Genomic DNA, 13108 nt, shown 5'->3' with positions numbered 1-13108 from the left:
CCCCGGTTCCGGAGCTAGCGGACGTAACAGAGAGAGGTAATTCCAATGGCTGGACCCCAGCGCCGCGGAAGCGGTGCCGGTGGCGGCGAGCGGCGGGACCGGAAGGGCCGTGACGGTGGCGCTGCCGCCGAGAAGACCGCGTACGTTGAGCGCGTAGTCGCGATCAACCGCGTCGCCAAGGTTGTCAAGGGTGGTCGCCGCTTCAGCTTCACCGCGCTGGTCGTGGTGGGCGACGGTGAGGGCACCGTGGGTGTCGGTTACGGCAAGGCCAAGGAAGTTCCGGCTGCCATCGCCAAGGGCGTGGAAGAGGCCAAGAAGAACTTCTTCCGGATCCCCCGTATCGCGGGCACCATTCCGCACCCGATCCAGGGCGAGAAGGCGGCCGGTGTCGTCCTGCTCAAGCCCGCCTCCCCGGGTACCGGTGTTATCGCCGGTGGTCCGGTGCGCGCGGTGCTCGAGTGCGCCGGCATCCACGACATCCTGTCGAAGTCGCTCGGTTCTTCGAACCCGATCAACATCGTGCACGCCACGGTGGAGGCCCTCAAGGGACTGTCCCGTCCCGAGGAGATCGCCGCCCGTCGTGGTCTGCCGCTCGAGGACGTCGCCCCCGCCGCTCTGCTGCGGGCGCGTGCAGGGGCGGGTGCGTAATGGCTCGCCTCAAGGTCACGCAGGTCAAGTCCTACATCGGCAGCAAGCAGAACCACCGCGACACCCTGCGTTCGCTCGGGCTCAAGCGCCTGAACGACGTGGTTGTCAAGGAGGACCGCCCCGAGATCCGCGGCATGGTGCACACCGTCCGCCACCTCGTGACGGTCGAGGAGGTCGACTGACATGGCGGAGCAGAACCCGCTGAAGGTCCACAACCTCCGTCCCGCCCCGGGCGCCAAGACCGCCAAGACCCGTGTCGGTCGTGGTGAGGCGTCGAAGGGTAAGACGGCTGGTCGCGGTACCAAGGGTACGAAGGCCCGTTACCAGGTTCCGGAGCGCTTCGAGGGTGGGCAGATGCCCCTCCACATGCGCCTCCCGAAGCTGAAGGGCTTCAAGAACCCCGCCCACAAGCAGTTCCAGGTCGTGAACCTGGACAAGCTGGCCGCGCTCTACCCGCAGGGTGGCGAGGTCACGGTGGCCGACCTGGTCGCCAAGGGCGCTGTTCGCAAGAACGAGCTCGTCAAGGTCCTTGGCCAGGGCGAGATCTCCGTGGCGCTGCAGGTGACGGTCGACGCCGTCTCCGCCTCCGCCCAGGAGAAGATCGCCGCCGCCGGCGGCACCGTCACCGAGCTCATCTGAGTTCGTTGATCTGACAACCGGGGATGTCCCAATAGGGGCATCCCCGGTTGGTCGTTCCAAGGGGGGCATGGTCGCCGGTAAGGTGGCGTGCACTGTTAGCTTCCGCGCGGACTCTGCCCGCGCGGATTTTGACTGACTCTACGTATTCGTCGAACCTCAAGACCGTCACCTCTCACGCAGCCACGTGAGAGGCGCAGGAGGCACCGTGCTCACCGCGTTCGCCCGGGCGTTCAAGACGCCCGACCTGCGCAAGAAGCTGCTCTTCACGCTGGGCATCATGGTCCTCTTCCGGCTCGGGGCACACATCCCCGTACCGGGTGTCGACTACCGGAATGTCCAGACGTGTATGGACCAGGCCAAGAGTGGGCAGGGCCTTTTCGGCCTCGTGAACATGTTCAGCGGTGGTGCGCTGCTGCAGATCACGATCTTCGCGCTCGGGATCATGCCGTACATCACGGCCAGTATCATCCTCCAACTGCTCACCGTGGTCATTCCGCGACTCGAAGCCCTCAAGAAGGAGGGCCAGTCCGGGCAGACCAAGATCACGCAGTACACGCGTTATCTGACCGTCGCGCTCGCCGTGCTCCAGGGCACCGGTCTTGTGGCCACGGCCCGCAGCGGTGCGCTCTTCGGCAACTGCACCGTCGGCAACCAGATCGTTCCCAACCAGTCGATCTTCACCACGGTCGTCATGGTCATCACCATGACCGCCGGTACCGCGCTGATCATGTGGCTCGGTGAGCTGATCACCGACCGCGGCATCGGCAACGGCATGTCCATCCTGATGTTCACGTCCATCGCCGCCGGCTTCCCGGGCGCGCTGTGGGCCATCAAGATGCAGGGCAAGCTGCTGGGCGGCTGGCTGGAGTTCAGCCTGGTGATCCTCTGCGGTCTCGCGATGGTCGCGCTCGTGGTCTTCGTCGAGCAGGCTCAGCGCCGCATTCCGGTCCAGTACGCGAAGCGCATGATCGGCCGCCGTTCCTACGGCGGTACGTCCACTTACATCCCGCTGAAGGTGAACCAGGCGGGTGTGATTCCCGTCATCTTCGCCTCGTCGCTGCTCTACATCCCGGCGCTGCTGGTGCAGTTCACCGGCTCCAAGGCGGACTGGGCGCAGTGGGTGCAGGCCAACCTGGTCAAGGGTGACCACCCGATTTACATGGTCACCTACTTCCTGCTGATCGTGTTCTTCGCCTTCTTCTACGTCGCCATCTCCTTCAACCCCGAAGAAGTTGCCGACAATATGAAGAAGTATGGTGGTTTCATCCCGGGGATCCGGGCTGGCCGTCCCACCGCGGAGTACCTGAGCTACGTGCTGAACCGCATCACGTGGCCGGGGTCGCTGTACCTGGGTCTGATCGCGCTGGTGCCCACCGTGGCACTGGTCACACTGAACGCAAACCAGAACTTCCCGTTCGGTGGAACCAGCATCCTGATCATCGTGGGTGTCGGTCTGGAGACTGTGAAGCAGATCGAGAGCCAGCTTCAGCAGCGCAACTACGAAGGGTTCCTCCGCTGATGCGAATCGTCCTCGTCGGGCCGCCCGGCGCCGGCAAGGGTACGCAGGCCGCGTACCTCGCCAAGAATCTCGCGATCCCGCACATTTCCACGGGCGACCTCTTCCGGGCGAACATCAGCCAGGGCACGCCGCTCGGCCAGAAGGCCCAGGAGTACATGCGCGCCGGCCAGCTCGTGCCGGACGAGGTCACCATCGGGATGGCCAAGGACCGCATGGAGCAGGAGGACGCCGCCGAGGGCTTCCTGCTGGACGGCTTCCCGCGCAACCTCGCCCAGGCGGAGGCGCTGGACACCATCCTCAAGGCGGACGGGCTGAAGCTCGACGCCGTCCTGGACCTGGAGGTCCCGGAGGACGAGGTGGTCAAGCGCATCGCCGGCCGCCGGATGTGCCGCAAGGACAGCAGCCACATCTTCCACGTGATCTACAACCCGCCGGCCGCGGAGGGCGTCTGCGACGTCTGCGGCGGCGAGCTGTACCAGCGTGAGGACGACTCCGAGGACACGGTCCGCAAGCGCCTCGAGGTCTACCACAGCGAGACCGAGCCGATCATCGACTACTACAAGGCCCAGGGCCTGGTGGTGACGATCTCGGCCCTCGGCAAGGTCGCCGAGGTCACCCAGCGCGCGATGGAGGCCCTCCCGTCCCGGGAGGCCTGAGTCTTCTCGCCACGGCCGCGATGCCCCTCGGGGTGTCGCGGCCGTAGTGTTTGTCCGAGCAGTATTTCGATGCAGTGTTTCGATGGAACAGCCAGGAAGGCGTCGTCATGGTCGAGATCAAGACCCCCGAGCAGATCGCGAAGATGCGCGAGGCGGGGCTGGTCGTCGCCGCCATCCACGCGGCCACCCGGGAGGCCGCGGTGCCCGGCGCCACGACCAAGGACCTGGACGAGGTCGCCCGCAAGGTGATCGCCGATCACGGCGCCAAGTCGAACTTCCTCGGTTACGGCGGCTTCCCCGCCACGATCTGCACCTCGGTGAACGAGGTCGTCGTCCACGGCATCCCGGACGAGAAGACCGTCCTGAAGGACGGCGACATCATCTCCATCGACGCCGGCGCGATCGTGGACGGCTGGCACGGTGACGCGGCCTTCACGGCCTTCGTGGGCACCGGTCACGCCCCGGAGCTGATCGAGCTCTCCCGGGTGACCGAGGAGTCCATGTGGGCCGGTATCGCGGCCGTGCGGAACGGCAACCGGCTCGTGGACATCTCCCGGGCGATCGAGGGCTACATCCGCCGCCAGCCCCGTCCGGCCTCCGGGAAGTACGGGATCATCGAGGACTACGGCGGGCACGGCATCGGCTCCGAGATGCACATGGACCCCCACCTGCTGAACTACGTCTCCCGCAAGCGCGGCAAGGGCCCGAAGCTGGTCCCGGGCTTCTGCGTCGCGATCGAGCCCATGGTGAGCCTGGGCACGGCGCGGACGCATGTCCTGGCGGACGACTGGACGGTCCTCACGGACGACAAGAGCTGGTCCTCCCACTGGGAGCACTCCGTCGCCCTGACGGAGCAGGGCCCGCTGGTCCTGACGGCCGTGGACGGCGGCCGGGCGAAGCTGGCGGAGTACGGCGTGACGGCGGCACCGGACCCGCTGGCGTAGGAGTGATCCCTCTCCGGCCCCGGCCGACGACCCGCCGGACGGAGTCCGGCGCAGCCGCTCGAAGCTTGTGAGGCGCCCCGGCGCCGAACCCGCGAGAGCGGCGTCGGGAGGAGCAGCGCACTCCGTCGCCCTGACGGAGCAGGGCCCGCTGGTCCTGACGGCCGTGGACGGCGGCCGGGCGAAGCTGGCGGAGTGCGGCGTGACGGCGGCACCGGACCCGCTGGCGTAAGGATCTCCGCAGTCGGGCAAGCACCCTGGATTAGGCTTTTCGTTTGCCCTGACGTAGACTGATGCGTCGGCTCTCGTGTATCCGCATGCCTGCGTGCATATGGGGGAGTCGATCAAGGTAGCCGATTCGAAAGGCGAAGCGTGGCCAAGAAGCAAGGTGCCATCGAGATCGAGGGCACCGTGATCGAGTCTCTGCCGAACGCCATGTTCAAGGTGGAGCTCCAGAACGGTCACAAGGTCCTCGCGCACATCAGCGGCAAGATGCGGATGCACTACATCCGTATCCTCCCGGATGACCGGGTCGTCGTGGAGCTGTCTCCCTACGACCTGACGCGTGGCCGGATCGTCTACCGCTACAAGTAGATCTTGTCGGCGCCCCGCTTCCGGCGGGGTGACGGCACTGACCCGGAGAACCTCACATCCCATGAAGGTCAAGCCGAGCGTCAAGAAGATCTGCGACAAGTGCAAGGTGATCCGCCGCCACGGCCGGGTCATGGTCATCTGCGACAACCTGCGCCACAAGCAGCGCCAGGGCTGATCGCAGAACCTGCACTCCGCAGATTCTTCGCGCGACGCGAGCAGTACATGTACATACGCAGAGTCCACCTAACCCCGACAAGGGGTCGGTGACACCTCCGGCGGGGGCCGGGGACCCGGAACGTACCTGGTACGGCGGCCGGGAGTGACCTTGCGGAAGACCCCCAACACCAAACAGGAGCCATTCAATGGCACGCGTTTCCGGTGTTGACATCCCGCGCGAAAAGCGCGTGGAGGTCGCACTCACCTACGTCTTCGGCATCGGCCGCACGCTGGCGAAGGAGACCCTCGCCGCCACCGGTGTCAACCCGAACACCCGCGTTCGCGACCTGGTCGAGGAGGACCTGGTCAAGATCCGCGAGTACGTGGACGCCAACATCAAGACCGAGGGTGACCTCCGTCGTGAGGTTCAGGCCGACATCCGCCGCAAGGTCGAGATCGGCTGCTACCAGGGTCTGCGTCACCGTCGCGGTCTGCCGGTCCACGGTCAGCGCACCAGCACGAACGCTCGTACCCGCAAGGGCCCGCGTCGCGCCATCGCCGGTAAGAAGAAGCCGGGCAAGAAGTAGTCCACAGCGGACGCTCATCAGCGGTCTTCGCTGTAGGACCGACCACCTCCCTCTCCATTCAGGAGTAAGACATGCCCCCCAAGGGACGTCAGGGCGCTGCCAAGAAGGTGCGCCGCAAGGAAAAGAAGAACGTCGCTCACGGCCACGCGCACATCAAGAGCACGTTCAACAACACCATCGTTTCGATCACCGACCCCACGGGCAACGTGATCTCCTGGGCCTCCGCCGGCCACGTCGGCTTCAAGGGCTCGCGCAAGTCCACCCCCTTCGCCGCGCAGATGGCCGCCGAGTCGGCCGCCCGCCGCGCGCAGGAGCACGGCATGCGCAAGGTTGACGTCTTCGTCAAGGGTCCGGGCTCCGGCCGCGAGACCGCGATCCGTTCCCTCCAGGCCACGGGCCTCGAGGTCGGCTCCATCCAGGACGTCACCCCCACCCCGCACAACGGCTGCCGTCCGCCGAAGCGCCGCCGCGTCTGACGCAGCGCCGTTTCGCACGGTTGTCTGAGTGTCCGGGCGGTGCGGCTCCCTTCACGGGAGCCGCACCGCCCGTACCCTTGCAGTACCAGAGGACATCAAATAGTGGGTGTCCATGACTGAAGGATTCATCGCATGCTGATCGCTCAGCGTCCCTCGCTGACCGAAGAGGTCGTCGACGAGTTCCGCTCCCGGTTCGTGATCGAGCCGCTGGAGCCGGGCTTCGGCTACACCCTCGGCAACTCCCTGCGTCGTACGCTCCTCTCCTCGATCCCGGGTGCGGCGGTCACGTCCATCCGCATCGACGGTGTCCTGCACGAGTTCACCACCGTGCCGGGCGTCAAGGAGGACGTCACCGACCTCATCCTGAACATCAAGCAGCTGGTCGTCTCCTCGGAGCACGACGAGCCGGTCGTGATGTACCTGCGCAAGCAGGGCCCGGGTCTGGTCACCGCCGCGGACATCGCCCCGCCGGCCGGCGTCGAGGTGCACAACCCCGACCTGGTCCTGGCGACCCTGAACGCCAAGGGCAAGCTGGAGATGGAGCTGACCGTCGAGCGCGGTCGCGGCTACGTCTCCGCCGTCCAGAACAAGCAGGTGGGCCAGGAGATCGGCCGTATCCCGGTCGACTCCATCTACTCGCCGGTGCTCAAGGTCACGTACAAGGTCGAGGCGACCCGTGTCGAGCAGCGCACCGACTTCGACAAGCTGATCGTCGACGTCGAGACCAAGCAGGCCATGCGCCCGCGCGACGCCATGGCGTCCGCCGGTAAGACCCTGGTCGAGCTGTTCGGTCTGGCCCGCGAGCTCAACATCGACGCCGAGGGCATCGACATGGGCCCGTCCCCGACGGACGCCGCCCTGGCCGCCGACCTGGCGCTGCCGATCGAGGAGCTCGAGCTCACCGTTCGCTCCTACAACTGCCTCAAGCGCGAGGGCATCCACTCCGTGGGTGAGCTCGTCGCCCGCTCCGAGGCCGACCTGCTCGACATCCGCAACTTCGGTGCGAAGTCGATCGACGAGGTCAAGGCGAAGCTGGCCGGCATGGGCCTGGCCCTCAAGGACAGCCCGCCCGGATTCGACCCGACCGCCGCCGCCGACGCCTTCGGCGCCGACGACGACGCGGACGCGGGTTTCGTGGAGACCGAGCAGTACTGACGGTCTTCGGCTGCGGGCCGGCTTCGGCTGGTCGCGCCCACGCGGCGGCAGCCGCAGATTGACACCTCCCCGCGCCCCTTCGGGGGCGCGGGGTCTCCGACGGGCGACCGCCCGCTCGGATACTGACTCCGGTACCTGATACGGCCGGGGCAGACCTCTAGGAGAAATACCATGCCGCGTCCCACCAAGGGTGCCCGTCTGGGCGGCGGTGCCGCGCACGAGAAGCTGATGCTGGCGAACCTCGCCAAGTCGCTCTTCGAGCACGGCCGCATCACGACGACCGAGGCCAAGGCCCGCCGCCTGCGTCCGGTCGCCGAGCGCCTGATCACCAAGGCGAAGAAGGGCGACATCCACAACCGTCGCCAGGTGCTGCAGACGATCACGGACAAGGGCATCGTGCACGTGCTCTTCACCGAGATCGCTCCGCGCTTCGCCGAGCGTCCGGGTGGCTACACCCGTATCACCAAGATCGGCAACCGTCGTGGCGACAACGCCCCGATGGCTGTGATCGAGCTGGTCGAGGGTGAGATCGCCAAGAAGGCGACCGTCGCCGAGGCCGAGGCCGCCACCAAGCGTGCGGTCAAGGAGTCCGAGGCTGCCGCCGAGGCTCCGGCCGAGGAGTCGAAGGACGCCTGACGCGTCTGACGTGTCAGTGACGGGCCCGCCCCTTTCCGGGGGCGGGCCCGTCCCGCATTCTGAGAGGAAACACTCGGTGAGTGACGAGGTTGAGCCCGGTTTCGTACGGGTGCGGCTGGACCTGTCGTACGACGGCAAGGACTTCTCCGGCTGGGCCAAGCAGCGCGAGGGCCAGCGCACCGTGCAGGGCGAGATCGAGGCCGCGATCCGGACCGTGACCCGGTCCAAGGAGACCTACGAGCTGACGGTCGCCGGTCGTACGGACTCGGGCGTCCACGCCCGGGGCCAGGTCGCGCATGTCGATCTTCCGGCGGAGGTTTGGGCCGAGCACGAGGACAAACTGCTGCGCCGGCTGGCAGGGCGGCTGTCGCACGACGTACGGGTCTGGCGCGCGGCCGAGGCCCCGGCCGGGTTCAACGCGCGGTTCTCCGCGATCTGGCGCCGGTACGCGTACCGGGTCGTCGACCACCCGGGCGGGGTGGACCCGCTGCTGCGGGGTCATGTGCTGTGGCACGACTGGCCGTTGGACGTGGAGAAGATGAACGCGGCGTCGCAGGCGCTGCTGGGCGAGCACGACTTCGCCGCGTACTGCAAGAAGCGCGAAGGCGCGACGACCATCCGTACGCTTCAGCGGCTGAGCTGGGAGCGGGACGCGTCGGGCGTCATCACCGCGACCGTGCGGGCGGACGCCTTCTGCCACAACATGGTGCGGTCGCTGGTGGGCGCGCTGCTGTTCGTCGGCGACGGGCACCGGGGGGTGGACTGGCCGGGGCAGGTGCTCGCGGCCGGTGTGCGGGATTCGGCGGTGCACGTGGTGCGGCCGCACGGGCTGACGCTGGAGGAGGTCGGGTACCCGGCCGACTCGGAGCTGGCCGCGCGGAATCTCGCGGCGCGGAACAAGAGGTCGCTGCCCGGGGCCGGTTGCTGCTAGGGCGGGTGTGCCGTCGAACGCCGGAGGGGCCGATGTCGCCGGAGGGGCTGACATCGGCCCCTCCGGCGTTCGCGTCAGGGGAGATTCACCGCCAGATCACTCGTCACCGTGAAATACGGCCGCACCCCCGCCACCACCGGGTAGACGTCCGTCTTGTTGCGGTCGACGATGTCCCCCACGAGGCGGCCGATCCGGATCGGCGCCGCGTCGGGGGCCACCCGTAGCGCCAGGTCCCATGTCGCGGCCTCCTCCCCGGCGCGGGCGGCGCGCAGGCGGTTGTACGGCAGCGTCGCCCTGAAGGTCGTGGCGTCCAGGACCTCGATTTCCGCTGTCACTTCCGTTGCCGTCTCACCGCGCGGGGTGCCGACGACCATGGGCTTCCCGCCGGCGAACTCCGCCCCGTACAGCGTGCCTTCGACCGTCAGCGCCTCCTCCGTCGTCCTCAGCGCGCGCGCCTCCGCGTGGGCGTCGCGGTGCCAGGCGCGCAGCGCGAGGTAGCCGTCGACGGTGGAGTAGGGGATCCACCAGGTGAAGGGAGATCCCGGGAGCGGGTCCAGGGCCAACAGGCGGCGGCCTTCGGGGAGATGGGCGACCACGCGGCGCCTGGCGCGGTCGTCGGCGCGGACCACGTGGAGGTCCCAGCGGCCCTCGCCCAGGCGGAGCGCGGCGCGTTCGAGGACGGCGGTCCACGGGGCGCCGGCCTCGGTGGGGGGCTTCAGGGGCGCCGAGGAGGGTTTGTTCTCCTTGCGGCGGGTGACGGTCAGGGAGAGGTTGTCCCCGCTGACGCCCTTCGGGTCCACCGAAACGACGATATTTCCCTCGGAGTTGACGCGACAGGAGGCGACCGGGCGCAGCGGCTTGCGGACGACGATGTCCTTGAGGACCTTCTTCTCGCGCAGGGGTGCCGGGCGGCGGCGCAGCGGTCGTACGATCCTGCCGACGGTCCGGCGCAGGCGCCGGGCGAGCGGCGGGCGGGCCGGTTTCGCGACGACCTCATCGGCGGCGCGGCGGGGACCGCCGAGGCTGTCGATGAGCTCCAGGTAGGCGTCGGCGATGCGTTCGGGCGCGTAGCGCCGGGCGGAGACGCGGGCGGCGGCGCCCATGGTGCGGCGGAGTTCGTCGTCCTCGATCAGTTTGAGCAGGCCCTTGGCGATGGCGTCGCTGTCGCCGACGGGGACGAGCAGGCCGTCCTCGCCGTCGCTGATGATCTCGCCGGGGCCGTGGGGGCAGTCGGTGGCGACGACGGGGACGCCGCAGCCCATGGCCTCGACGATCGTCATGCCGAAGGACTCCTCGCGGGAGGTCACGGCGGCGATGGAGCCCTTGGCCCACTCGGTTTCGATGGGGGAGTGGGCGCCCATGAGCGTCAGTGACTCGTTGAGGCCGAGCCTGTCGATCTGGGCGCGGAGTCTGGCCTGTTCGGGGCCGCGGCCGTAGAGGCGCAGCTTCCATTCGGGGTGGGCGGCGGCGACGGTGGCCCAGGCGGTGATCAGCAGGTCGTAGCGCTTGACGGGGATGAGCCGTCCGGCGGCGACCACCAATGTGCTGTCGGGGTCGGCGGGTTCGGCCTCGGACGGCGGGCATCCGTTGGGGATGCATACGATCTTCGTTTTGATGCCCGGGAGTTGCTCCCGGTGGGTGACGGCGTCCGCCTCGGAGACGGTGGTGTGGGCGTCGAGGTGGGGGATGGACGCGTCCTGGTAGGCGCGGATGGCGGCCTCGTGGGTGCCGTAGATCCGGTGCTCCTGGCCGATCCGCAGATAGCGGTCCTGGCCGAACTCGGCGAGGTACATGACGAGTCCGGGGCGGGTGGCGATGACGACGTCCGCGTCGGTCGCGGCGAGGTGCTCGGCGACCCGGTGGTCGGTGAGCGCGCTGAAGTGCGCGCCCTTGGCCTCGACGGGCGGGATGTACTGGCTGTCCTGGGCGAGGAGGGCGTCGTCGAGGTCGGCGCCCTTGTCGGGGCGCTGGTCGATGAGGCTCCGCAGCCGTACCCCGGGGTGGAGGGTCAGCCGGGGCTTCTCGCCGCTGCGGATGACGGACACGATCTCCACGTCGTGCCGGGCGGCGAGGGCGCCCGCCACATTGAAAGTGGAGCGGATAGTTCCGCCGATGCCATAGGCGTTCTGCAAAAGGAAAGAGATCTTCATAGCGCCCTTGAGGGTTCGGCCCGACCGGCGGAGCTCTGTGCGGCTCGAACCGCCGGTGAGACCGTAGGGAGGGGCTTCCGTTGCCTGCGCAGCCTACATTGTGGCCTGGGTCACGTCGCAAGAAGCCATGAGGGGCGCCGCTCGGCGGGCGCCGCGAACTGGAGGGCAGGGCGGACGTCATGAGGGTGGACGTGATGAGGGTGAAGGGTAAACGGAAGCTGACGGCCTCCCCCGTAGGGGTGTTGGCGGCCCTGCTGTTGCTGTCCGGCTGCTCCGGTGCCGGCGGGGGCAGGCCGGGTGAGGGCAAGGACGAGGCGGGGAGCGCCGAAGGGCCCTCGGTCGTACAGGTGTTCAGTGCTGATCAGCTCAAGCACGTGGCGCTGGAGGCACGTGAGGTGCCCGGATTCGTTCTCGAACGGGCCTCCGAGGGCGCCGCCGGGCACGGGCTGCCCAGCACGGACCGGCTCGCCTGCCGGCCGCTGGTGCTGGCCCTGGGTCCGCGGCAGGAGCCCGCGCCCGCGGCCTCGCTCGTCCGGACGTTCTCCAAGTTCTCGTCGGAGCACGGCTTCCAGGGGCTGCTGGGGACGGTCCGGGTGTCGGCCTACGCGGACGACGGCGCGCGCGTCACGCTCCGGGAGCTGCGCCGGGCCGTCTCCGACTGCGCCGGGGGCTTCGCCATGCGCACGGGGGAGGGGCAGCCCCAGCGGTTCGAGGCGGTGACGGCGCTGCCCGCGCCCCGGCTGGGGGCGGAGGCGCTGGCGTACCGCATGGTCAACGCGGCCGAGGGGACGCAGAGTCTGGTGACGGTGGTGCGCAGCGGGTCCACCCTGTCGATGTTCTTCGCCACGCACCTGTCCGATCCCGGGGCGGTGGAGATCCCGCCGGCGCTGGTGGCGGCGCAGGTCGCGAAGGTCGAGCGGCTGCTGCGGGCGGAGCGCCCGCCCGCCGCGCCGCCCGCGGACAGCGACCCGGCGGAGGGCGGCGAGGGTGCCGAGGAGGGGGACGGCGAGGTCCAGGAGTGACGTCCAGGGGTGGGGCGCGGTAGCCCCGGGCCCGGGGTCAGGCCTTGTTCTTGGCCGGGTCCGACGGCTTGGCCGAGGGCTTCCCGGACGGCTTCCCGGACGGCTTGGGCGAGGCCGCCTCGGCCGCCTGGGCGTTGGCGCGGGCCATGATGCGGCGGAAGGTGTAGCCCGCCACGTCCCGGCCGGCCTGGAGGGCCTTGGTGTCGTCGGGCGTGACGGCGGAGCCGTTGGTGAAGCCGGCGATGGTGAAGTACGCGTAGCGGCCCTCGGCGTTGGCGCTCAGCCGGCAGGCCGTGCCCTGGCAGAAGGATGCCGCGTCGTCCCCGGTGAGGGGGGCGATATTGCCGGTGGACTGCTCCTTGGCCTTGTCGGCGGCGGCCTTGGTGTCGAAGACGGCGACGCCGACGGTGACGGCGACCCCGTCCCGTACATAGGTGGAGCGCAGCACCTGGCGGCAGCCGTTGTCGGCGAGGACCTGGCCCAGCCCGCCCTGGGCGACGGAGGCGCAGTCGGTGGCGGTGTCCTGGGCCGCCCGCTTGTAGACGCGCTTGTCCAGCGACGGCCTGGAGTGCGGGAAGAGCGTCTTGACGGTGAGCGGCGCCGTGTCCTTCTCCTGGCTGGATATGAACTCGCGCGGGTTGGGCGGCGGGGTCGCGGCTTTGGAGAACGTCGGCTCGGGGGCGCCGGCCGAGGCGCTGGGCAGCTTCTCGGCGGCGGGGAGGTTCTTGTCGCCCTTGTCGGACAGCACCACGGCCGTGGCGACGATCGCGGCGACCGCGGCCGTGGCCAGGGCGCCACCGCCGATCAGCAGCCACTTGCGGCGGCGGCCGCGGGCGGCGGTGTCGGCCAGCGCGGCCCAGTCGGGCGTGCCGCCCGGGGGCTGCTGCGCCCAGGGCTGTGGCTGGGCGGCCGGGTACGCCTGCCGGGACGGCGGCAGCGGCGGGGCCTGATGCGGATGCTGGAACGGCTGCGGCTGCGGCTGCGGCTGGGGGCCGGGG

General features: G+C 69.1%; 17 protein-coding genes. 15 read left to right on the top strand and 2 right to left on the bottom strand.

Annotated features, from left to right (window positions below):
* Positions 1–45: 45 nt before the first annotated feature.
* The 14 genes from rpsE to truA all read left to right on the top strand — a co-directional run bounded on the left by rpsE (position 46) and on the right by truA (position 8938).
* Entirely contained in the window at positions 46–648 is a 603-nt protein-coding gene (rpsE, locus tag K6I33_RS05530) for a 30S ribosomal protein S5 (protein ID WP_229348556.1), read from the top strand.
* Entirely contained in the window at positions 648–830 is a 183-nt protein-coding gene (gene rpmD / locus K6I33_RS05525) for a 50S ribosomal protein L30 (protein WP_018558884.1), read from the top strand. The genes rpsE and rpmD overlap by 1 nt, the downstream gene beginning before the upstream one ends.
* Before the next feature lies 1 nt (position 831).
* A complete protein-coding gene (gene rplO / locus K6I33_RS05520) occupies positions 832–1287 on the top strand; it encodes a 50S ribosomal protein L15 (protein WP_189454756.1) in 456 nt (151 codons plus the stop codon).
* A gap of 205 nt (positions 1288–1492) precedes the next feature.
* Positions 1493–2806 carry a preprotein translocase subunit SecY gene (gene secY, locus K6I33_RS05515; RefSeq protein ID WP_229348555.1) on the top strand — a complete coding sequence of 438 codons (1314 nt, stop codon included), beginning with the start codon at positions 1493–1495 and terminating at the stop codon, positions 2804–2806.
* Positions 2806–3462, top strand: coding sequence for an adenylate kinase (locus K6I33_RS05510; protein WP_229348554.1), 657 nt, complete (start codon positions 2806–2808; stop codon positions 3460–3462). The genes secY and K6I33_RS05510 overlap by 1 nt, the downstream gene beginning before the upstream one ends.
* Before the next feature lie 107 nt (positions 3463–3569).
* Positions 3570–4406, top strand: coding sequence for a type I methionyl aminopeptidase (map, locus tag K6I33_RS05505; protein ID WP_229348553.1), 837 nt, complete (start codon positions 3570–3572; stop codon positions 4404–4406).
* Positions 4407–4473: 67 nt separating this feature from the next.
* A complete protein-coding gene (locus tag K6I33_RS05500; RefSeq protein WP_374283467.1) occupies positions 4474–4635 on the top strand; it encodes a hypothetical protein in 162 nt (53 codons plus the stop codon).
* 140 nt (positions 4636–4775) lie between these two features.
* The gene (infA, locus tag K6I33_RS05495) at positions 4776–4997 is read left to right on the top strand and encodes a translation initiation factor IF-1 (RefSeq protein WP_003956442.1); all 222 of its coding nucleotides are present in this window, start codon (positions 4776–4778) and stop codon (positions 4995–4997) included.
* A gap of 61 nt (positions 4998–5058) precedes the next feature.
* Positions 5059–5172 (top strand): 50S ribosomal protein L36, encoded by a 114-nt coding sequence (gene rpmJ, locus K6I33_RS05490; protein WP_003956441.1) that lies wholly within the window; start codon positions 5059–5061, stop codon positions 5170–5172.
* A gap of 187 nt (positions 5173–5359) precedes the next feature.
* A complete protein-coding gene (gene rpsM / locus K6I33_RS05485) occupies positions 5360–5740 on the top strand; it encodes a 30S ribosomal protein S13 (protein ID WP_229348552.1) in 381 nt (126 codons plus the stop codon).
* A gap of 71 nt (positions 5741–5811) precedes the next feature.
* Positions 5812–6216 carry a 30S ribosomal protein S11 gene (rpsK, locus tag K6I33_RS05480; protein WP_003948617.1) on the top strand — a complete coding sequence of 135 codons (405 nt, stop codon included), beginning with the start codon at positions 5812–5814 and terminating at the stop codon, positions 6214–6216.
* Positions 6217–6348: 132 nt separating this feature from the next.
* Positions 6349–7371, top strand: a complete 1023-nt coding sequence (locus K6I33_RS05475; RefSeq protein WP_004946635.1) for a DNA-directed RNA polymerase subunit alpha — start codon at positions 6349–6351, stop codon at positions 7369–7371.
* Positions 7372–7542: 171 nt separating this feature from the next.
* Positions 7543–8007 (top strand): 50S ribosomal protein L17, encoded by a 465-nt coding sequence (gene rplQ, locus K6I33_RS05470; RefSeq protein WP_030368392.1) that lies wholly within the window; start codon positions 7543–7545, stop codon positions 8005–8007.
* A gap of 76 nt (positions 8008–8083) precedes the next feature.
* Positions 8084–8938, top strand: a complete 855-nt coding sequence (gene truA, locus K6I33_RS05465) for a tRNA pseudouridine(38-40) synthase TruA (RefSeq protein ID WP_229348551.1) — start codon at positions 8084–8086, stop codon at positions 8936–8938.
* A 74-nt stretch (positions 8939–9012) separates the two neighbouring features.
* Here truA and K6I33_RS05460 read toward each other — a convergent pair whose 3' ends face one another.
* Complete coding sequence (locus K6I33_RS05460; RefSeq protein WP_229348550.1) at positions 9013–11088, bottom strand: glycosyltransferase family 4 protein; 2076 nt, start codon at positions 11086–11088, stop codon at positions 9013–9015.
* A 194-nt stretch (positions 11089–11282) separates the two neighbouring features.
* On the opposite strand from K6I33_RS05460, the gene K6I33_RS05455 reads away from it, so the two are divergent.
* Positions 11283–12110 carry a hypothetical protein gene (locus tag K6I33_RS05455; protein ID WP_229348549.1) on the top strand — a complete coding sequence of 276 codons (828 nt, stop codon included), beginning with the start codon at positions 11283–11285 and terminating at the stop codon, positions 12108–12110.
* Between the two features lie 37 nt (positions 12111–12147).
* Here K6I33_RS05455 and K6I33_RS05450 read toward each other — a convergent pair.
* Positions 12148–13108 (bottom strand): hypothetical protein (locus K6I33_RS05450; RefSeq protein ID WP_308297059.1); only part of this gene is annotated, 961 nt, incomplete at its 5' end.

This window comes from Streptomyces sp. UNOB3_S3, from assembly GCF_020740895.1.
GTDB lineage: Bacteria > Actinomycetota > Actinomycetes > Streptomycetales > Streptomycetaceae > Streptomyces.
The sequence above is the reverse complement of the archived record's forward strand: the minus strand, read 5'-3'. Positions and strand labels throughout refer to the sequence as shown.

Excerpts from the sequence above, each read along its gene's own strand:
- rpsK (WP_003948617.1), top strand. The coding sequence starts at position 5,812 with ATGCCCCCCAAGGGACGTCAGGGCGCTGCCAAGAAGGTGCGCCGCAAG.
- rpmJ (WP_003956441.1), top strand. The coding sequence starts at position 5,059 with ATGAAGGTCAAGCCGAGCGTCAAGAAGATCTGCGACAAGTGCAAGGTG.
- K6I33_RS05460 (WP_229348550.1), bottom strand. The coding sequence starts at position 11,088 with ATGAAGATCTCTTTCCTTTTGCAGAACGCCTATGGCATCGGCGGAACT.
- K6I33_RS05510 (WP_229348554.1), top strand. The coding sequence starts at position 2,806 with ATGCGAATCGTCCTCGTCGGGCCGCCCGGCGCCGGCAAGGGTACGCAG.
- map (WP_229348553.1), top strand. The coding sequence starts at position 3,570 with ATGGTCGAGATCAAGACCCCCGAGCAGATCGCGAAGATGCGCGAGGCG.
- rpsE (WP_229348556.1), top strand. The coding sequence starts at position 46 with ATGGCTGGACCCCAGCGCCGCGGAAGCGGTGCCGGTGGCGGCGAGCGG.
- rplO (WP_189454756.1), top strand. The coding sequence starts at position 832 with ATGGCGGAGCAGAACCCGCTGAAGGTCCACAACCTCCGTCCCGCCCCG.
- rpmD (WP_018558884.1), top strand. The coding sequence starts at position 648 with ATGGCTCGCCTCAAGGTCACGCAGGTCAAGTCCTACATCGGCAGCAAG.
- rpsM (WP_229348552.1), top strand. The coding sequence starts at position 5,360 with ATGGCACGCGTTTCCGGTGTTGACATCCCGCGCGAAAAGCGCGTGGAG.
- K6I33_RS05475 (WP_004946635.1), top strand. The coding sequence starts at position 6,349 with ATGCTGATCGCTCAGCGTCCCTCGCTGACCGAAGAGGTCGTCGACGAG.
- rplQ (WP_030368392.1), top strand. The coding sequence starts at position 7,543 with ATGCCGCGTCCCACCAAGGGTGCCCGTCTGGGCGGCGGTGCCGCGCAC.
- K6I33_RS05455 (WP_229348549.1), top strand. The coding sequence starts at position 11,283 with ATGAGGGTGAAGGGTAAACGGAAGCTGACGGCCTCCCCCGTAGGGGTG.